Source organism: Chitinophaga sp., assembly GCF_017745275.1.
Taxonomy (GTDB): domain Bacteria; phylum Bacteroidota; class Bacteroidia; order Chitinophagales; family Chitinophagaceae; genus Chitinophaga.
This window is the reverse complement of the sequence record NZ_JAGHZS010000008.1, coordinates 313,561-332,919: the sequence shown is the minus strand read 5'-3', so window position 1 is coordinate 332,919 and position 19,359 is coordinate 313,561. Positions and strand designations below refer to the sequence as shown.

The following is a 19,359-nucleotide window of genomic DNA, read 5'->3' as shown; positions in this document are numbered from 1 at the left end:
AAAAGTTCTTCTTTTAATAAATAAACAACCTTCTTAAAGTTAATATTTTTTTCCAATCGATAGTGAAAAATTTCTTACTGGCAGCCGATTGAGACGGATTTTATCATTAGCAACTATTACTGAAGTGGGTTAGCGCTTAATGTATATTTTTTATCTCTATGCGTGTAGCCTAAAATAATTGTAAGTGATTGCTTTCCAGGAAAGTGGTAATAGTTTTCGGGAAAGCATAATTATTCAGGCTGTTTCTCGCCACCAGCGTGTATCCCGGCAGGTCAGGTTTTTTCTTTACAGTGATACTAATGAACTGGCTATGAATAGTTTGATGTGTGAGCTGTTGTTTAAAGGGAGCAGACACCCGGTCTATTTCAATAGCGATGTTGCCAAAGTGCTGCTGAAAAATTTCAGACGACTGAATTGCGGTGATATCGGATGGTGCAGGTGTTTCTATCAGCAGGAACTCGTGCAGGTTTTGCCAGATATCGCTATCGGTTCTTTTACGGATGAAGAGCTGGTCTTTGTAGTTGACCAGCAGGTAGTTGAAATACCGTTTTTTGATTTGCAGTTTTTTAGTTTTTACCGGGAGAAGAGGGATCAGTTGTTGGTGATAAGCCACGCATTTTTTCCGGAGAGGGCAGTCATCGCAGAGGGGTTGCTGTGGTTTGCAAACCACGGCGCCGAAGTCCATGATGCTCTGGTTGTATTCTGCAGAAGCGCCTGGTGGCAGGAGTTCCTGGGCGAGGGTATCGAATTGTTTCTTGCCGGCGGTGCTGTCTATTGGTGTGTCGATGCCGAAGAAGCGGGAGAGGACCCGGAATACGTTGCCATCGAGTACAGCATAGGGCAGGTTAAAGGCAAAGGAAGCGATGGCGGCGGCGGTGTAAGGGCCGATACCTTTCAGTGCTTTAATTTGTTCGTACTGGTCCGGGAACTTACCGTGATAGGCGTTGGTAATTTCGCGGGCGGCGGCCAGCATATTTTTACAGCGGGCGTAATAGCCGAGTCCCTGCCATAAGCGGAACACTTCTTCTTCGGGTGCGGCAGCCAGTTTGGTAACATCCGGGTAGTGTTGAATGAAGCGTTCGTAGTATGGCCAGCCTTGCTCCACGCGGGTTTGCTGGAGAATGATTTCTGATAGCCAGATGCGGTATGGATTTTTTTCACCCTTCCAGGGCATGTTGCGGGTATTCATCTCCCGGTTCCAGTCCAGTAATTTTTCGGTAAAAAAATGTCGGGGTGATATCATTTATATATTATTTTAATAAAATTATTTAGTATATTGATATGGCAAATGCTGTACAAAACCCTATAAGGTACAACAGATACCCATTTCCGGGTCTGCAAATAAATATAAATTATCGCCAATACCAGTTATAAGAAAAAATGATAAAATTTATTTGCTTAAAATTCAGCAATTAGAATTTTTAAATTAACTTTGAGAGTAAAGTAATCCTCTCGCTTTCATATGAGAAAAGCTGATTTAATTAACAACATTGCTGAAAAAACCGGCATCCCCAAAGTCGATGTGTTAGTCACACTCGAGGCTATGTTCAAAGAGGTGAAAGAAGCACTGGCAAACGGAGAACATATTTATATCCGTGGGTTTGGTAGTTTCATCACCAAGAAAAGGGCAGCCAAGATTGGGCGTAACATTAAGAAGAACGTAGCTGTGGAGATCCCTGAGCACTTTATTCCGGCATTTAAACCTTCGAAAGAATTTGTTGCTGAGGTAAAGAAGCTTAAAAGTTCTTAGTTTTGCAGCCTAATATTTTAGGCGATGCAAAAAACACAAGTTCTTCTGGTGGGTGCTGCGGTAGCACTATTGGTGATATTATTCGCCTTTGGCCGTACTGTGCCCCGGTCAGAAAAGAAACCTATGTCATCTGGCGCCCCAATGCAGGGCGGTCAGGAGGTGGAACCTATTGCCTTCTCTGAACTGCTCACCACAGCTAAAGGTAAAATTCCTGCTGAAAAACTTTTACAGGTTAATACAATTGAAACCAATGTTATTCGTGGAGATGTAAAGCTTCAGAAAATAGCTGCGTACCAGCAATTGTACAATACCTGGGACAGCCTCAACCAGCTGCCCGTAGCCGCATATTATCTTGGCGAAGCCGCTAAGTTGGAAAATTCCGAAAAAAGCCTCACCTTTGCAGCCAATTTATTTTTAGCCCACTTGCAACACGCAGAAGATCCGCGTATTGCGAAATGGGAAGCCCAGCAAGCAATTACCTTGTTTGACCAGGCAATACAATTGAACCCGGCTAACGACACACTGAAAATATCACAGGCCATGGTGTATATGAACACCGGCGAACCGATGACAGGTGTGGCCAAGCTGAGGGAAGTAGTGGCTGAACACCCTGATAATATAGATGCACAGGTTACTTTAGCGAACCTCGCTATTACATCAGGTCAGTACGATAAAGCTATCGAAAGACTGGAAGGCGTTGCGAAGAAGCACCCGGATAATGCGAAAGTATTATTTGTACTGGCAGAATCGTACCGGAGTAAAGGAGATAAAAAGAAAGCTATTGAACTGTTTGAAAAAAGCAAGCAACTCATGAGTGATCCGGAATTGAAGAAGGAAGTCGATAGTTACATTAAAAGTATTCAATAATATTATTTTTCAATCATTTAAAAACGTATCAGCGTATGCCTTGCGGTAAGAAAAGAAAAAGACATAAAATTGCCACTCACAAGCGTAAAAAAAGACTGAGAAAGAACCGGCATAAAAGTAAGAAGAAATAATTACTCCAGTTTCCCGCCATTTATACTAACATGGTATTCTCCCGGCGCGGTGGTCGGATAAAAATTTTCATATATCCTGCATGATTCTAGCATTTACTTCTTAAATTGCTATAGTCATGCAGGTTGTTTCCATAGATCCCGCAATAGAATTCTCCGGACATTACCTGCAGTGATCGCTGAACCCTTAAGCAATCCATTCGTCACACAACGTGAAGAAATACGCTAACTTTATGGTGAGCTATTGTTTTGGTATGCAGTAAGCTGTTCTTACTTAATAGCCGTGTGCATAGCATAAAGGTGAAGTTTTAAAGGTTAAAATTTTGGACGCTTGAATAAGGAACTTATTATAAATGCGGCTCCTACAGGGGTGGAAATTGCGTTACTGGAAGATAAGAAGCTGGTGGAATTGCATCACGAAAGTGGCAATCCTAACTTCTCAGTGGGCGATTTGTACCTGGGCAAGGTTAAAAAGCTGATACCCGGCTTAAATGCTGCATTTGTGGACGTAGGCTTCGAAAAAGATGCCTTCTTACATTACACGGATCTCAGCCCCTATATCCGCTCTATTCTTAAATTTACTGCAATGGCCATCAGCGATAAAACGCCCGAAGGCTTTGATTTCACTAAGTTTAAAAATGAACCGGAAATAGTTAAGACCGGTAAAATTACAGACGTACTCGGAGGAAAACCTAATATCCTCGTACAAATTCTCAAAGAACCTATTTCTTCTAAAGGCCCCCGCCTTAGCTGCGAAATTTCTTTACCCGGAAGGTTTATAGTGTTAACACCCTTTAATGATATTGTTGCGGTTTCTAAAAAAATCCACTCCTCCGAAGAAAGAAAAAGATTGCAGAAAATTGTGGAAGCTATCAAAACGCCCAACTTTGGCGTTATTGTTCGCACCGCCGCAGAAGGAAAGAAAACAGCAGAATTACACGAAGATCTGACTACCCTCGTTCAAACCTGGAAAAATATCCAGTCGAATCTCAGTGGAGGCGTTGCCCCTCAAAAGATCCTGAGCGAACAAACCAAAACAGCCAGCATTCTCCGCGACCTGCTCAATGAAAGCTTTAACCGTATAGTCGTTAACGATAAAAATATCTTTACAGACACCAAAACGTATATCCAAAAGATTGCTCCCGAAAAGTCTGATATCGTTAACTATTACAATAACGGATCTCCCATCTTCGATAACTTCGGCATCACCCGCCAGGTAAAGGCTTCTTTCGGTAAAACCGTGAACCTCGACAGCGGTGTATACCTCATTATTGAAGCTACTGAAGCGCTGCACGTTATTGACGTGAACAGCGGATATAAAAGCTCCAGCAACAACCAGGAACAAAATGCCCTCGCATCCAACCTGGAAGCTGCTGCTGAAATTGCCCGCCAGCTCCGCCTGCGCGATCTGGGTGGTATCATTATCATTGATTTCATTGATATGAAGCTGCCGGAAAATAAAAAGGCCATATTCGAAGCCATGGAGAAATTTATGGCCCAGGATAGAGCAAAACATACCATCTTACCAATATCGAAGTTCGGCCTCATGCAAATTACCCGTCAACGGGTAAAACCTGAGATCACCATCTCCGTTGCGGAAGATTGCCCTACCTGCCGGGGAACAGGCAAAATCGGCGCTTCCATGCTGATTCTCGAAGACATAGAAAAGAACCTGCAATACCTGCTGAATCACCAGCATAAAGGATTGACCATCCGCACACATCCTATACTGTATGCTTACCTTACCAAAGGATTCCTGGTATCCAAACAATGGAAGTGGTACTTCCAGTATAAAAAATGGATCAAATTAAGAGCTGACTCCAACTACCATCTTACTGAATATCGTTTCTTCGACGCCAATGATGAGGAAATTAAGTTATAAAAGAAAAGGTCCCCCGCTGTAAGCGAGGGACCTTTTCTTTTATAACTTAATTTCCAGCTTTTAGGCATTAGCTTTTAGCTTTTAGCAAAATGCAGCGGATGAAGACAAAATATGTTGTTATCTCCGCTGCATTTTTCTAAAAGCTAAAAGCTAATGCCTAAAAGCTGCTAAAACCGGTAGTCATCTCTCGCCGGACTGAAACTATCTATGATTTTGCAATCCGTTAGCGCCCGGCCACCATGCGGCGTATTAGGCGGAATCACCAGGGTATCAAATTGCTCCAGCACATATTTTCTTCCATCCAGGAACATTTCAAAGCGCCCCTCCGCCACATAAGTGATCTGCTCGTGCGGATGCTCATGAACAGGCGAATCCGAGCCAGCTGTAATCTCCCAGAAAGCCAGGGTACTTTTGCTGCCATGCACAAAACGACCATAAAAGCCGGCAATCGTATTTTTTACAGGAATTTCATCTAAAGAAGCAGGTTTGGTCATATGATAGCTTTTAAAGTTAAATATAGCGGATTTACCAATTGGGATGAAACTACATTTTACTAAAAGCTAATAGTTGCTAATGCTATATATTTCATACATTTACGGCCGTAAATACCCTTATAATCCCAATTGTAATTGTCATGTTTGTTTAAGCAAATAAATACCTCTATTACGCATATGACTATACGTTTTTATTCCTTACTCGCCTTATTGTCGCTGATCATCTTCGCTGCCTGCCAGCAGCAAAGTGGTTCCCGCAAGAAAACAAAGGCAAGAGATACCTCTCACTATACCAAACAGGCGTATATTGAACAGACGATCGACAGCAACTTTGTGAATCAATTCCTGCAATCTCACAAAAGTTATGATGCGTACGATGAATATATCCTCAACTTCTATCGCAAGCGTGACTTTCATTACGCCTGGATTAATAAAGATGGGCTTACCGAACAAGCCAGCAACTTTATTAACATGATGAAGAACGATGCTGCTTATGGCATTAAAGACAGCAGCCTGATGACCCCCGATCTGCAACAACTCACAGATACCCTGCTGGTAAGTGATGTAGGCCTCAAGCCAGGAGATCCCGTAATTCCCAAAGTGGAAATGCTGCTCACTTCCCAGTTCTTTGCATATGGTAACAAAGTTTGGGGTGGCTTAACCGCCGATTCCGCCAAAGACCTGGAATGGTTCATTCCCCGCAAAAAAATAGACATGGAAAGCCTGCTGGACTCCATGGTGAGTAAAAAAAGTAATGCTTTTGAAGACGACGAGCCTGTCAATCACCAGTACATCCTGCTGCGGCAACAGCTGAAAAAATTCGCCAAACTGGAAACCAGTGGCAAATGGGATTCTATCCGCACTACGCAGAAGAGCTTCAAAAAAGGGGACTCTTCTTCTGTGATCGCTGAAGTAAAATACCGCCTGGAAGCATTTGGAGATCTTCCCGGAACAGATAGCAGCAAACGCTTTACTGCCGCACTGGATACTGCTATCCGTAATTTTCAGAACAGGATGGGTATCAAAGAAGATGGGACTATCAACAAAAGTGTATTAGATGCACTCAATACCCCCCTGCAGGATCGTATCCAAAAAATATTGCTGAACATGGAACGTTTGCGCTGGGTTCCTATAGAACCTACCACAGACTATATTCTTGTGAATATCCCCCAGTTTAAAATGCACGTTTACGATAAAGGAAAGCTGGACTGGAGCTGCAATGTAGTGGTAGGAAAGCCCGGTGCCAATACGGTGATATTCACCAAGGAGCTGCGCTATATCGTATTCAGCCCTTATTGGAATGTACCTCCCGGCATATTGACAAAAGAAGTATTACCAGGTCTGAAACGTAGTGGTAGCGGCTATTTGGCCAGACAAAACATGGAAATTGTAGGCGCCAGTGGTAAGGCTATCTCTCCCGGATCTATTAATTTCAGCAAATATTCCGGCGGCAATTTCCCATATGTGGTAAGACAGAAACCTGGTGGCAAAAACTCATTGGGTAAGGTGAAATTCCTGTTCCCTAACGAGTACAATATTTATTTGCACGATACACCTGCCCGCTACCTGTTTGGCGAAAACAAACGCTCTTTCAGTCATGGCTGTATCAGGGTGGCTGAGCCGAAACATTTGGCGCAATGGCTGCTCCGCGATGATTCCAGCTGGACAGAACAGAAAATTGATGAGGCTATGAATGCCGGCAAGGAAAAGTATATCACGATAAAAGATAAAGTACCGGTATTTATCGTGTATTTCACTGCTTTTGTAGACAGCAATGGTAAGTTGAATTTCAGGGACGATGTGTATGGACACGATGCTAAACTGGCAACTTCCCTGTTTGGAAAGTAGTCGAAAGCCGAAAGCATAAAGCTATTGTAGCGGATAACATGACGGATAATACGCTCTGATCAGTTGCTACAATAGCTTTATGCTTTCGGCTTTATGCTTTCAGCTCCTTAATCAGGCGCCTACGGCAATCACGGAAATCTCCACATCTACGCCTTTTGGCAACGCTGCTACCTGAACGGTTTCCCTGGCCGGAAAATCGCTGGTAAAATAGCTACCATATACTTCATTTACCTGTGGGAATGTTTTCATATCTGTTAAAAAGATAGTGGTTTTTACAACGTTCTGAAAACCCATACCGGCTTCTTTCAAAACGGCCTGCAGGTTTTTCATGACCTGGTGTGTTTCATCCACAATACCGGATTTAATCAGTTCGCCGGAAGCGGGATCCAGCGGAATCTGACCGGACACATAGAGAGTATTGCCAGCTTTCACAGACTGGTTATAAGGCCCAATAGGAGCGGGCGCATTGGTAGTATTAATGATTTGCTTTTCCATATAAACGAAAGTAAATAATAATTAAGAACGCACCATCCTTTACAGGACCGGATGTGTTATAATTAATGATTCTTTATTAGGTTTGCCGAAATTTAACGCATGAATATCCTGGTAATAGCAGATGCGCAACGGTACGAAGAATTGCAGCAAAAGGGATTGGGAACGCATCACGATATACAGTGGAAAACAAGCCTGGAAGAGGTTTTGTCGCTTAAAGTATTTGATGTAGTGCTGGATCTTATTTTCGATGATCGGCCGGAACATGCTTTGGTATATGCAAAGAACCCTGGAATACCGGTGTTGGCGGGCATGGTGAAAACCTCCCTGTCAGACATCATGAACCAGTTTGCGTTTGAGCAGGGATTTAACATCATGGGTTGTAATTTTTTACCGGGCTTTGTGAATGTACCGGTAATGGAAGTAACGGTGATGGACGAAGGGCAGAAGGAAACATTGGACGAAGTGATGTATAAGCTCGGCTGGGAGTACGCGCTGGTAGCGGATGTGGTGGGTATGGTCACTCCGCGTGTGGTGTGCATGATTATCAATGAAGCGTATCTTACGGCAGAAGAAGGAACTGCTTCCCGGGAAGATATTGATACTTCTATGCGTTTAGGGACCAATTACCCATATGGTCCTTTTGAATGGAGTGAACGAATTGGCATTTTGCATGTATACGAAGTATTGAAGGCGGTACACGATGCAACCGGAGATGACCGTTACCAGGTAGCCGCCTCTTTGCAAACCGCCTACGAAGCAATTTAATTTTTGACATGGCATTAATACTGAATATAGATACCGCAACGACTACTGGCTCTGTGAGCCTTTCCCGCGATGGACAAGTGATTCAAACGTTGGTGAATGAAAAGCAGTCCGATCATGCTGCTACTATGACGCTGTTTGTGCAACAGATATTAAAAGAGCAGGGAATTTCGCACCAGGAGCTGGATGCTATTGCTGTGAGTGCAGGACCGGGTTCCTATACCGGGTTAAGAGTAGGAGTGGCTACGGCAAAGGGATTGTGTTATGCATGGCAAAAGCCGTTGCTGGCTATTTCCACCCTGCAGATGATGGCACAGGGATTAGTATCTGCTGTAAACGATGAAACAGCGTGGTATTGCCCAATGCTGGATGCACGCAGGCAGGAAGTGTTTATGGGTCTGTATGATGCCCGTTTAAAAGAGATAATGCCGCCACAGGCCATGATCCTGGAGCCTTCTTCCCTGGAAGCGCAGTTGGCAGAAAGGAAAATTTACTTCTTTGGTGATGGCAGTCCTAAATGGAAACTGATGCTATCTTCACCTAAAAATGCTATTTTCACAGAATATGTTATAAGTGCAGCGCATATGGCACCACTTTCAGCGCAGGCATTCGATCAAAAATTGTTTGTTGATCTGGCTTATTTCAGTCCATTTTACCTCAAGCCATTTTATTCTCCACAAAAGCCCTGATACATATCCTGTTTTTGTCATGTAATTGTCAAATTACATCTAATTTGCAAGTATCTGACGCATATATATGATAAAATAAGGTATGGAAATTTTTTTTATTGTGACAGATATTATATTTTTGTATAAATCGATTACCGCAATTGTTGTCTAACTGTTTGCGAGTACTGTCCGTTGATCCCTTTCATTTCATCATTTTTTTAAAACTATTATGCGATGGAAAAAACATTATTAACTACCTCTTCTAATACTCTTATTATTTCTAGAGGTACCAATGAAAAAGACCAGATCAAATTGGATTACATTGCCGTTAAGAAGGCTGCTATGGTTTTACGCGCTATCAACCATAAGCTGCGCCAGCAGATGATTAAGCTGTTGGAGGACCACAAAAAAATGACCGTGACAGAGATTTATGTGAAATTGCGTCTGGAACAATCGGTAGCATCGCAACACCTCGCCATTTTAAGGCGTGCAGGCATTGTAATTACAGAGCGAGATGGTAAATTTATTCATTACACCATCAACAAGCAACGTATTGCTGAAGTAGCAAAGTTTGTGGAAGAACTTGTTGGTTAAAAGTATTGATCCGTATATTACGGAAGAAATTATATAAGAAAGTAGCCTTTATGGCTACTTTTTTATTTTGGTATAGATTTTATCCATAGCTACAGCCCCTTAGAAGTTGTAAATTTGTAAAAATCAAAAACCATGTACGTAAAGCAATTGTACACCAACTGTTTGTCGGAAGCGGCTTACTTCATAGCATCTGAAGGAGTGGCAGTAGTGATAGACCCATTACGTGATATAGACGTTTATCTTGATCTGGCAAAAGAACAGAACGCGACCATTAAATACATTTTTGAAACGCACTTCCACGCGGATTTTGTTTCAGGACACCTCGAACTCGCAGCAGTTACCGGCGCCACCATCGTTTACGGCCCGGATGCTATTACCAACTTTGAAACGTATGTTGCCAAAGACAACGAAGTATTCCAGATTGGAGCAGTAACTATGAAAGTATTGCATACTCCTGGTCATACACTCGAATCGTCCTGCTACCTGCTGAATGATGAGAAGGGATTACCATATGCAGTATTTACCGGAGATACTTTATTCGTTGGAGACGTAGGCCGTCCGGATCTTTTCAGCGGTGACTTAACCAAAGAAGAGCTGGCAGGTTACCTGTTTGATTCTCTCAACAACAAAATTAAAACGCTGCCTGACCATGTGATCGTTTACCCAGCCCATGGCCCCGGATCTGCCTGCGGTAAAAACCTGGGTCCAAATACTTTCAGCACCATTGGTGATGAAAAAGCCACCAACTATGCATTGTTGGCTACTGAAAAAGAAAAATTCATCGAGGAAGTAACCAGTGGTTTGTCTACACCACCGTCTTATTTCCCGATCAACGCCAAAATAAACAAAGAAGGATATGATGCCCTCAAGGCTGTGATGGAAAAAGCCATGCAACCGCTTTCTCCGGCTGAATTTAAAGCCAAAGGAAAAGCAGGCGCGTTGATCCTGGATACCCGTCCGGCTACTGAGTTTGGCGATGGTTTCGTTCCCGGTTCCATCAGCATTGGCCTGGAAGGACGCTTTGCAGAATGGGCTGGTAGCTTGTTGCCGTTTGACCAGGATATCATCCTGGTAACACCTATCGGTAAAGAAGAAGAAACAGTAGTGAGAATGGCGCGTGTAGGATTTGATAACGTGGTCGGCTATCTGAACGGAGGCTACCCTGCATGGGAAGCTGCCGGCGAAGCCAAAGACATGATCATCACCGTAGAAGCTGATGAACTGGCCATGGATATTCCTCATGACCCCCACCTGGTGATTGTTGATGTACGCAAGCCTATTGAGTATGCAGATGGCCACATTAAAGACGCCATCAACCTGTCATTGGGCGACATGATGGATCCTGGTAAACTGGCTGACCTGGAAGAAAACTATAACCTCTACGTACACTGCCAGGGCGGTTATCGCAGCGTTATAGCCTGCTCAATTATGAAAAGAGAAGGTATTCACAACCTGCGTAATGTAGACGGTGGCTTCGCTAAAATGAAAGACCAGAAAGGATTACAGGTAGTACAAGAAAAGACAGTACTGAACTAATAAAGGTTTTAGCAGTTAGCTTTTAGCTATTAGAAGAATGCCGCGAAGATCATACACTATGATTTTCGTGGCATTCTTCTAATAGCTAAAAGCTAACTGCTAAAACCTGTTTTTTTGGCCATTCCCCCCGTATTTGTTAACTTCTTCCTACAAAATTGTAGGGCCATGACTACCAAATTAGCTTCCATAGTATCTATCAGTTTGTTGTTGATGTTCGGTTGCCAGCCATCTGATGCCTCTCTCAAAACGGAGGTAAATGAAAAATTAAGCCTGGTGCCAGGTATTACTGCAGATGTGAAAAATGGGGTAGTAATTCTCAGTGGAGAAGTAAGTGATGATGTAGCCAAATCTGCTGCGGAAGAGGCATTGAAAGGTGTAAAAGGAGTGAAGTCTGTACAGGATAATATTACCGTAAAAGCACCGTTGCCACCAGCGCCACCTAAGGTAGCTGTAGTGAATCCTGATGAGATACTAAAGAAAGCATTGGACTCTACTTATGCCGCCAACGGCTTTAGTGATATCACTGTAAATATTGCTAACGGGGAAGTAACGCTGGATGGTACCGTTAAGAAGAAGCAACTCCGGAAAGTGGTACAGTTGGCGCAGCAATCCGGTGCAAAGAAAGTGATTAACCAGGTAAAAGGTAAGTAGCCTCGGCGCATCACGCGTAGAAGGAGAAGCTGTCGTGTGCTCGCTTCTCCCTTAAATAGTCTTCCCATTTTTTTGCCCCTGGTAGGTATGTTTCCAACGGCGGTGACTCCATACCCATACTTCCGGCTGCTCATAAATATTTTGCTCGAGGTAGTGTACAAAGGCTTCGGTGATATTGCCATCCGGTTCCTGCTGCGGATGCTCAAAAGCCAGCTTTAAAGTGGCATTATAATACCCTCTTTTTACTTTACGGATATCCACAAATACTACCGGGATATCACTGCGTTTGGCGCCCATTTCAGGGCCTTTATAAAAGGGAGTCATTTTGTTGAGGAACGGGTACCAGTAGCAGCTACGGGGATTGCCCGGATTTTGATCAGCTACCAGCGCAATCAGGTATTGTTTATTGGTCCATGCTTTCATGCTGTTGCCCATGTCGTTGGCCGGAATGAGGATGGTACCAAATTTTTCCCGGAAGTGGCGGAACATACGGTCTGCCGGCTTACTGGTGAGCGGCATATATACCACGAGGAAAGGAAAATCTACGCCCTGCATGCAAAACAGGTTGGCCCATTCCCAATTGAAATTATGTCCCAGGTGCAGCTGACAGCTTTTTCCCTGTGCATATAATTCATGCAATACTGTCAGATCACAGCGGAAGCGTTTCTGGAGCTGCGCCTTGCTCATAGTGAGCAGCTTGATGGTTTCCACCATCATGTCTGTGAGGTTGCGGTAGTATTTTTTAGCAATAAGGGTAATTTCTTCTTTCGACTTATCCGGAAAGGCTTGTGTAAGGTTCTCCATCACCACCTTTCTGCGATACCCGATGATATGATACACCAGCACGTATAGCCCGTCGCTGATAAAATATAATACCGGAAATGGCAATATGGAAAGGCTATAGCAAAAAGCAAGCAGCAGATAATACATATTCCTGTTTGTTGTAAATCCAACGCAAAGGTAATGAAAGACGGCCGTTTCGCTTACAATACAATGTTTTGTATCAGCTCAGATTTAAATGGATAATCCGTATTGTAATGAAGTCCCCTGCTTTCTTTACGGAACGCGGCTCCTTTTACAATCAGGTAGCCTGCTGTGATCAGGTTGCGCAGTTCACACAATTGCGGCGATACCGTGGTTTTTTCGTAGAGAGCTTCTGTTTCTTCGTGTAAAATATCCAGCCGGCGGAGTGCACGTTGTAAACGCACATCTGTTCTTACAATTCCTACATAATCACTCATGATCTGTTTCAGCTCTTTCAGGCTTTGCGTGATCAGGATCATTTCTTTGGGAGCGGTAGTACCAGTGGCTACCCAGTCAGGTACATTTTCTTTAAACTCCAGCAGATCTATTTTGTTGGTAGCATCCATAAAACAGCGATGAGCAAATACCATGGCTTCCAACAGTGAGTTGGAGGCCAGGCGGTTAGCGCCATGAAGGCCGGTGCTGGCGCATTCGCCGCAGGCATATAAATTACGGATAGAGGTTTGTCCCCACTCATTGGTTTTGATACCACCGCAGCTATAATGTGCTGCAGGTGTTACCGGAATCATTTGTGTGGCTACGTCTATGCCCGCTGCTTTACAGGTTTCGTAGATGTTGGGGAAATGATGAATAAATTTCTCCTGGTCCATATGACGGCAATCGAGGTATACATACTCCGTACCGGTGATTTTCATTTCACTATCGATGGCACGGGCTACAATATCACGTGGTGCGAGCGACAGGCGGGGATCGTATTTATGCATGAAGTCTTCGCCATCAATATTGCGAAGAATACCACCATCACCTCTCACTGCTTCAGAGATGAGGAACGATGGGTTTACGCCCGGCTGGTACAGGGCGGTAGGATGAAACTGGATGAACTCCATGTTTTCAATCCGTCCTTTGGCACGATATACCATGGCGACACCATCGCCGGTAGCAATAACGGGATTGGTGGTACTCCGGTATACCTGTCCGTTGCCGCCGGTGGCCAGCAGCGTTATTTTGGAAAGTATTTTTTCTATTTTGTTGGTGGCCAGATTCAGCACATATACGCCGAAGCATTCAATATCCGGGGTGGATTTGGTGACCAGGTAGCCCAAATGGTGCTGGGTGATGAGGTCTACTACAAAGCAGTGTGTGACCAGCTCTATATTGGGACGGCGATGGATGGCATCCAGCAGTGCACGTTCTATTTCTTTGCCGGTAATATCTTTGTGATGAATAACCCGGAATACCGAGTGACCACCTTCACGACCGAGCGAAAAATCACCGTCAGGGTTTTTATCGAAGTTGGCACCCCATTCAATGATTTCGTTGACTCTTTCCGGACCTTCGGTGACTACTATTTTTACTATTTGCTCGTTACAGAGGCCGTCGCCGGCAATGAGCGTATCTTCAATATGTTTTTCGAAGCTATCATTTTCCAGGTCGTTTACCACGGCTACACCGCCCTGTGCGTACTTGGTATTGGTTTCATCTTCCCTGCTTTTGGTAATGATCGTAATTTTTCTATCCGGGTATTGTTGTGATACCTTGAGCGCATAGGTGAGCCCTGCAATTCCTGAACCGATGACAAGAAAATCTGTTTGCTGCATAGTACAACAAAAGTAATCATTACGGATTAAAAATTATGATTTCCATCAGCTCGTTGGGTGAGGTAAGCTGCCCGTTTACGGAAATACAAAAGGCTGCCATATACCAGCCCCCATTGCGCGATGCCGTATGTAAGCATTACCAGGATGCCATTGGCCGGAAAAGGATGGTAGAATTTGCCTATGGCAATCATGGAATCAGAGACGAGGAATAATACTGCGCCGATCATACAATACCAGGCCTCCGGCTGACGCCCGAAGTGAAAAGCATGTAACACGCTCTGTACCGTAATAGATAGCGCCAGCGAATATATCACTACGGGAACGAATAAACTGCCGAGGTAAGGTGTTAAGAATAAGATGAACAAAATAATAACGGCCGCGTTCAAAAATACAAAGGCATATTTACAGAGCGGAACCGGTGGATTACTATACCTTATTTTCAGGAAGAAAACGATATACATGACATGCGCCAGCAGGAAGCTTCCCAATCCCGGCAGAAAGAACCTGTCGAATAACAGGAGGTCATCGCCCAGGAAAGAAAAAAATAAGGCCAGCAACAGGAAGGTTCGGAAGCCGCGCGGCATTTTTGCATCAGCAGCCAGCACATATATCGCCAGTAGCACCATCAGCAACGGTTTGGTGACATACCGGTAACTATCCTTATTAAGCGCAATACACAATATGTCCGCTAATAATACCAGGAAGTATATGATAAGGATTACAGGACGTTTCATAACGAAGTGGTTGTCGTCCTAATGTAGGATTTTTTTTTAAGTATTCAACAGGATATAAAACGTAGTACCGTTCCCGTTAACACCCGGGCTGATCACTTTCAGTTGCCCGCCGTGCATTTGTATAATTTGTTGTGATAAGCTCAATCCAATACCAGAGCCTTTCTTTTTAGTAGTAAAGAAAGGAATGAATATTTTATTCATGGCGTCTGTATCAATACCAGGGCCGTTATCGGTAACTTCAACAGAGATCTGCTGTGCATTATTCAGGTATAGTTTCAGGTAAATAGTGGCATCGGTTGTTTGTTCCAGCGCATCCATCGCATTTTTAACGAGGTTAATTAACACCATTTGCAGTTGCGATACGTCGGCATGGATTTCCATATTTTCAGCATCTATTTCTACGATGAACCGGATACCTGCCTGTTTCATATCTGCCTGGAAAAGACTACTCACCGAGGTTACCAGTGTTTTAACATTTACGCTGGTAAATTGTGGCTGAGGGAGCGTAGTATAATCGCGATAGGCATTTACAAAGTTCATAATGCCTTTGCTGCGGCTTTCAACCGTCTGCAGGGCTTCGCGTAAGTCGGAAATGCCTTCCTGGTGTTGTGCGCCGGGGGCAATGTCCAGGTCTACAATTTCCTGCATGGTACCAATCAGCGATACAATAGGGGTAACAGAATTCATGATTTCATGGCGTAGAATTTTAGTCAGGTTCTGCCATGCTTCCAGCTCTTTTTTCTGTAGTTCGGAATGAATGTTTTGTATAGAGATGAGTTTGATGAGTCGCCCTTGTAAACGTACTGTAGCCGCATGTATCGACAACTGTTGTTCCTGCCGGGTGGCATACAGTGTTTTATTGCCGGAAGGCAATTCCATCAACAGCTCTGCCAGACCGGGGTGTACAGTTTTAAGTTCATGGATATTCCGCAGCCGGTAAATACCCATGAGACGGAAAGCAGCGGGGTTGATCAGTTCTATTTTTCCTTCAGTGTCAAAAGACAATACACCAATGCTGATGTGCTGTACAATGGTGTCGATATATTTCAGATTGGCTTCTTTCTCTGCCCTGGTTTGCCGGAATGCTTCCAGTACTTCGTTAAACTGGTGATTCAGCATACTAAAGCTCTTCCCAAGTTTATTATCCGCACTGAAGCGGATGGAGAAGTCTTCATACCGGATGGATTCCAGGAACAGCGTGAGTTTGCGGTTAATGCGATTCAGGTAGTGATAGATACCGTACAGTTGTACTAATACCAGTGGCGACAACAGGAATGCCAAAGGCTGCATGGTGTGCATGTACAGCCAGATGGTGGCGGTGAGTGTAAATGCCAGCAGGATTACCCGCAGACCGATATTGACGCTGAAACGGTTCATGATTAAAAAAAGCTGAAGCAAAAAGGGAAAGAAAAAACTATTGAAGCGAATGATAACAGCGGATACATGTTATAGCGATATAATCATTCCTTACTCGCTTATATGACTCGCTTCTACAGCTTTTTGCTTTCGCATTTCAGCTTTATGCTAGATATTATATTTTTCCAATCTTCTGTAAAGTGCGGCCCTGCTGAGTCCCAGCTCTTTCGCCGCTTCGGTAATGTTGCCATTACATTTTTTCATAGCCTGAGAAATGATATTTCGTTCCATTTCTTCCAGGTTATAACCGGTGTCCATAGCCTGATCAGTATTGTTGTTATTCTTTACAAACACATCTTTGGGTTGCAATGTTTTTCCTTGTGAAAGAATTACTGCCCTTTCAATAGCGTGTTGCAGTTCGCGGATGTTACCGGGCCAGTCGTACCGTTGCAGTTGCGTGATCAATGATTCATGCATACTATTGACCGGTCGTTTGTATTTATCGCGGTACAATTGCATGAAATGTTCGGCGAGTGGAATGATGTCTTCTACTCTGTCGCGCAGTGGCGGCAGTTGTATTTCGATGGTGTTGATGCGATAGAGTAAATCCTGCCTGAACAGGTGTTGTGCGGCCATGTGCTGGATATTCCTGTTGGTGGCGCAAATGAGCCTGACATCAATAGGAATGCTTTTATTGGAGCCTACTTTGGTTACTGACCTGTTTTGCAGTACGGTGAGTAGTTTGGCCTGGAAGGGGATGGAAATATTTCCTATTTCATCCAGGAAGATGGTACCGCCATTGGCTTCTTCAAAGCGACCAGCGCGGTCTTCGCGGGCATCGGTGAAGGCGCCTTTGACATGACCAAAGAGCTCACTTTCGAAGAGTGTTTCACTGATAGCGCCCAAATCTACGCTCACAAAAGGTTTATTACTACGATTTGATTGTGCATGTATTTGTCGTGCCAGCATATCTTTACCGGTACCGTTTTCACCGAGGATCAGGATATTGGCATCCGTAGCGGCTACCCGTGATACGGTATCAAATACGGCCAGCATACCGGGACTTTGACCAATAACCTGGCTGCCATGATGGGTAACGGCTGCGGGGGCTTTGTCCTGTTGAGCGGCCCGTTTGTTATAAGCCGTTTGTATGGTAGCCAGCAGTTTTTCATTTTCCCAGGGTTTGAGTACAAAGTCTACTGCACCTGCTTTGATGGCTCTTACGGCCATTTCCACATCGCCATAGGCGGTAAACAATACCACTGCGGTTTCCGGCTTAATATCGAGGATACGATCCAACCATTCAAATCCTTCTTTCCCGCTACTAAGGTCACGGGTAAAGTTCATGTCCAGCAGGATTACATCGTAATCAAAGTTGGATACGAGGTAAGGGATTTTTTGTGGATTCTTCTCAAAATCAACTTGTTCAAAATGACGCTTTAATAACAGGCGGGCTGCGCGTAAAACGTCCACATCATCATCAACAATTAAAATCTTGGCGGGTTGCATGTTAGTCATATGCGAAAGGGTGAATAGGCAACAATATTAAACAAAGATTCTTTCAATCCCACAGCTAAATTCAGGAACTTTTAAAAGTGTTCAGAATCGGACACCCCATGTCCGGCAAAGGACGTTTTTTTAGCCGTAAATTCAATGAAATCAACGCTGGTAAGGCGTTTTGCGCTTTGGCATGTGGATTGACTTTCTACCCGCAGCAAACTTTTCGCTAATACACATGGACAGAAAAATAGAAAAGAAGTTTTGGAATAAGAAACGCATCATGATGATAGGTGGTGGCGCAGCAGTTGCGATGCTGTTGCTATATACCCTGATCTTTGCGGACCACCGCGCTACCCTCAATGTAGAAAAAGATAAGATTACTATTTCTACCGTTAAGAAAGGTACATTCGATGTATACATTGCCGTTACTGCTGTTGTAATGCCCCTGAAAACAATTCGCCTGGACGCCATTGAAGGCGGTTATGTAAGCCGGAAATACCTGGAAGGCGGTAGTATGGTAAAAGCGGGCGATTCCATTCTCCGGCTGGATAACCAGCATATGATGATGGACTTCGTGAATCATGAAACAGAGATTTACCGGTTGCGCAACGAATTACAGAATACCCGCCTGAACATCCGTCAACAGGATTTCACCATGCAGCAAACCATTTCAGATATAGATGCTAAAATAGCGGCTGCGCAAGACTTGTACGATCGTAACAAGCAATTGGTAGAAGAAAAGATTGTAGCCCGCCAGGATTTTAATAAGAATAAATTTGAATTGGAAGGACTGCTACGTCAGAAAGATATCCAGTTACAATCACAGCGGTATCAACAGGAGAATGCCAAAACACAGATTACACAACTGGAGGGAACGCTGGCCCGCACCCAGCATAACCTGGAGCTGATGCGGGAAAACCTGAACAGCCTGATTGTACGGGCTCCTGTTTCCGGGCAGCTTTCATCTATAGATGTGGAAGTAGGTTCCAGCATTACCGCCGGACAAAATATTGGCCAGATCGATGACCTGAATGGATTTAAATTGCGTGCAGATATCGACGAACATTACGTTTCCCAGGTATTCGCCGGGTTGAAAGCATCTTTCGAATTTGATGGGAAAACCTATGATATGGTGGTGACCAAAGTGTACCCGGAAGTAAAAAGCGGTCGTTTTCAGGCCGACATGACCTTTGAGAAAAATACACCGGAAGGTATCCGTCGCGGACAATCTTCTCCTATCCGCCTGGTACTGGGTAAGTCGGCAGAAGCCATCCTTTTACCCCTGGGAGGCTTCTTCTCTGATACCGGTGGTAACTGGGTATATGTGGTAGACAAAAGCGGTAACCGTGCTGTAAAACGCAACATTTCGCTGGGCCGTAAAAATCCTTTATATTTTGAGGTGTTGGAAGGCTTACAGCCGGGAGACCAGGTGATTACTTCTTCCTATGAAAACTTCGGTAATAAAGATGTCTTATCCTTTTAGTATTCATCCATTTTTTTATATAAACTAGC

19 protein-coding genes are annotated in these 19,359 nt (G+C 44.0%); 11 read left to right on the top strand and 8 right to left on the bottom strand.

The features are described 5' to 3' along the window. Positions 1–169 precede the first annotated feature (169 nt). Positions 170–1,243 carry an A/G-specific adenine glycosylase gene (mutY, locus tag J7623_RS24695; RefSeq protein ID WP_291925499.1) on the bottom strand — a complete coding sequence of 358 codons (1,074 nt, stop codon included), beginning with the start codon at positions 1,241–1,243 and terminating at the stop codon, positions 170–172. A 219-nt stretch (positions 1,244–1,462) separates the two neighbouring features. Between mutY and J7623_RS24690 the strand changes: the two genes are divergently transcribed. From J7623_RS24690 to J7623_RS24680, 4 genes are all read left to right on the top strand, one after another. Further along, positions 1,463–1,750, top strand: coding sequence for an HU family DNA-binding protein (locus tag J7623_RS24690; protein WP_073084475.1), 288 nt, complete (start codon positions 1,463–1,465; stop codon positions 1,748–1,750). A gap of 24 nt (positions 1,751–1,774) precedes the next feature. Continuing rightward, positions 1,775–2,617, top strand: a complete 843-nt coding sequence (locus tag J7623_RS24685) for a tetratricopeptide repeat protein (protein WP_291925496.1) — start codon at positions 1,775–1,777, stop codon at positions 2,615–2,617. Between the two features lie 35 nt (positions 2,618–2,652). Beyond that, positions 2,653–2,748: an AURKAIP1/COX24 domain-containing protein gene (locus tag J7623_RS31790; RefSeq protein WP_225889701.1), complete on the top strand. Its 96-nt coding sequence runs from the start codon at positions 2,653–2,655 to the stop codon at positions 2,746–2,748. Positions 2,749–3,076: 328 nt separating this feature from the next. Then, positions 3,077–4,627 carry an Rne/Rng family ribonuclease gene (locus J7623_RS24680; protein WP_291925494.1) on the top strand — a complete coding sequence of 517 codons (1,551 nt, stop codon included), beginning with the start codon at positions 3,077–3,079 and terminating at the stop codon, positions 4,625–4,627. 167 nt (positions 4,628–4,794) lie between these two features. On the opposite strand, the gene J7623_RS24675 is transcribed toward J7623_RS24680, so the two are convergent. Continuing rightward, positions 4,795–5,121 (bottom strand): cupin domain-containing protein, encoded by a 327-nt coding sequence (locus tag J7623_RS24675; RefSeq protein WP_291925491.1) that lies wholly within the window; start codon positions 5,119–5,121, stop codon positions 4,795–4,797. Between the two features lie 177 nt (positions 5,122–5,298). Here J7623_RS24675 and J7623_RS24670 point away from each other — a divergent pair, with 177 nt between their 5' ends. Continuing rightward, the gene (locus J7623_RS24670) at positions 5,299–6,969 is read left to right on the top strand and encodes a L,D-transpeptidase family protein (protein WP_291925488.1); all 1,671 of its coding nucleotides are present in this window, start codon (positions 5,299–5,301) and stop codon (positions 6,967–6,969) included. Positions 6,970–7,080: 111 nt separating this feature from the next. On the opposite strand, the gene J7623_RS24665 is transcribed toward J7623_RS24670, so the two are convergent. Continuing rightward, entirely contained in the window at positions 7,081–7,464 is a 384-nt protein-coding gene (locus tag J7623_RS24665; protein ID WP_291925485.1) for a RidA family protein, read from the bottom strand. Between the two features lie 99 nt (positions 7,465–7,563). Here J7623_RS24665 and J7623_RS24660 point away from each other — a divergent pair, with 99 nt between their 5' ends. The 5 genes from J7623_RS24660 (at position 7,564) to J7623_RS24640 (ending at position 11,675) form a co-directional block, all read left to right on the top strand. Then, positions 7,564–8,229 (top strand): 3-hydroxyacyl-CoA dehydrogenase family protein, encoded by a 666-nt coding sequence (locus J7623_RS24660; protein ID WP_291925482.1) that lies wholly within the window; start codon positions 7,564–7,566, stop codon positions 8,227–8,229. Between the two features lie 8 nt (positions 8,230–8,237). Beyond that, complete coding sequence (gene tsaB, locus J7623_RS24655; RefSeq protein ID WP_291925480.1) at positions 8,238–8,915, top strand: tRNA (adenosine(37)-N6)-threonylcarbamoyltransferase complex dimerization subunit type 1 TsaB; 678 nt, start codon at positions 8,238–8,240, stop codon at positions 8,913–8,915. A gap of 213 nt (positions 8,916–9,128) precedes the next feature. After that, entirely contained in the window at positions 9,129–9,488 is a 360-nt protein-coding gene (locus tag J7623_RS24650; protein WP_012788619.1) for a metalloregulator ArsR/SmtB family transcription factor, read from the top strand. A 132-nt stretch (positions 9,489–9,620) separates the two neighbouring features. Continuing rightward, positions 9,621–11,024, top strand: a complete 1,404-nt coding sequence (locus J7623_RS24645; RefSeq protein ID WP_291925470.1) for an MBL fold metallo-hydrolase — start codon at positions 9,621–9,623, stop codon at positions 11,022–11,024. 165 nt (positions 11,025–11,189) lie between these two features. Continuing rightward, on the top strand, positions 11,190–11,675 hold the full coding sequence (locus tag J7623_RS24640) for a BON domain-containing protein (protein WP_291925467.1): 486 nt from the start codon (positions 11,190–11,192) through the stop codon (positions 11,673–11,675). 51 nt (positions 11,676–11,726) lie between these two features. On the opposite strand, the gene J7623_RS24635 is transcribed toward J7623_RS24640, so the two are convergent. The 5 genes from J7623_RS24635 to J7623_RS24615 form a co-directional block, all read right to left on the bottom strand. Beyond that, positions 11,727–12,605, bottom strand: coding sequence for a lysophospholipid acyltransferase family protein (locus J7623_RS24635; RefSeq protein ID WP_291925464.1), 879 nt, complete (start codon positions 12,603–12,605; stop codon positions 11,727–11,729). A gap of 53 nt (positions 12,606–12,658) precedes the next feature. Continuing rightward, positions 12,659–14,257 carry an L-aspartate oxidase gene (nadB, locus tag J7623_RS24630; RefSeq protein ID WP_291925461.1) on the bottom strand — a complete coding sequence of 533 codons (1,599 nt, stop codon included), beginning with the start codon at positions 14,255–14,257 and terminating at the stop codon, positions 12,659–12,661. Positions 14,258–14,283: 26 nt separating this feature from the next. Further along, positions 14,284–14,991 (bottom strand): lysoplasmalogenase, encoded by a 708-nt coding sequence (locus J7623_RS24625; RefSeq protein WP_291925457.1) that lies wholly within the window; start codon positions 14,989–14,991, stop codon positions 14,284–14,286. A 36-nt stretch (positions 14,992–15,027) separates the two neighbouring features. After that, on the bottom strand, positions 15,028–16,368 hold the full coding sequence (locus tag J7623_RS24620) for an ATP-binding protein (protein ID WP_291925455.1): 1,341 nt from the start codon (positions 16,366–16,368) through the stop codon (positions 15,028–15,030). Positions 16,369–16,515: 147 nt separating this feature from the next. Further along, positions 16,516–17,865 carry a sigma-54 dependent transcriptional regulator gene (locus J7623_RS24615; protein ID WP_291925451.1) on the bottom strand — a complete coding sequence of 450 codons (1,350 nt, stop codon included), beginning with the start codon at positions 17,863–17,865 and terminating at the stop codon, positions 16,516–16,518. A gap of 217 nt (positions 17,866–18,082) precedes the next feature. On the opposite strand from J7623_RS24615, the gene J7623_RS24610 reads away from it, so the two are divergent. Further along, entirely contained in the window at positions 18,083–19,330 is a 1,248-nt protein-coding gene (locus J7623_RS24610; RefSeq protein ID WP_291925449.1) for an efflux RND transporter periplasmic adaptor subunit, read from the top strand. Positions 19,331–19,359 lie beyond the last annotated feature (29 nt).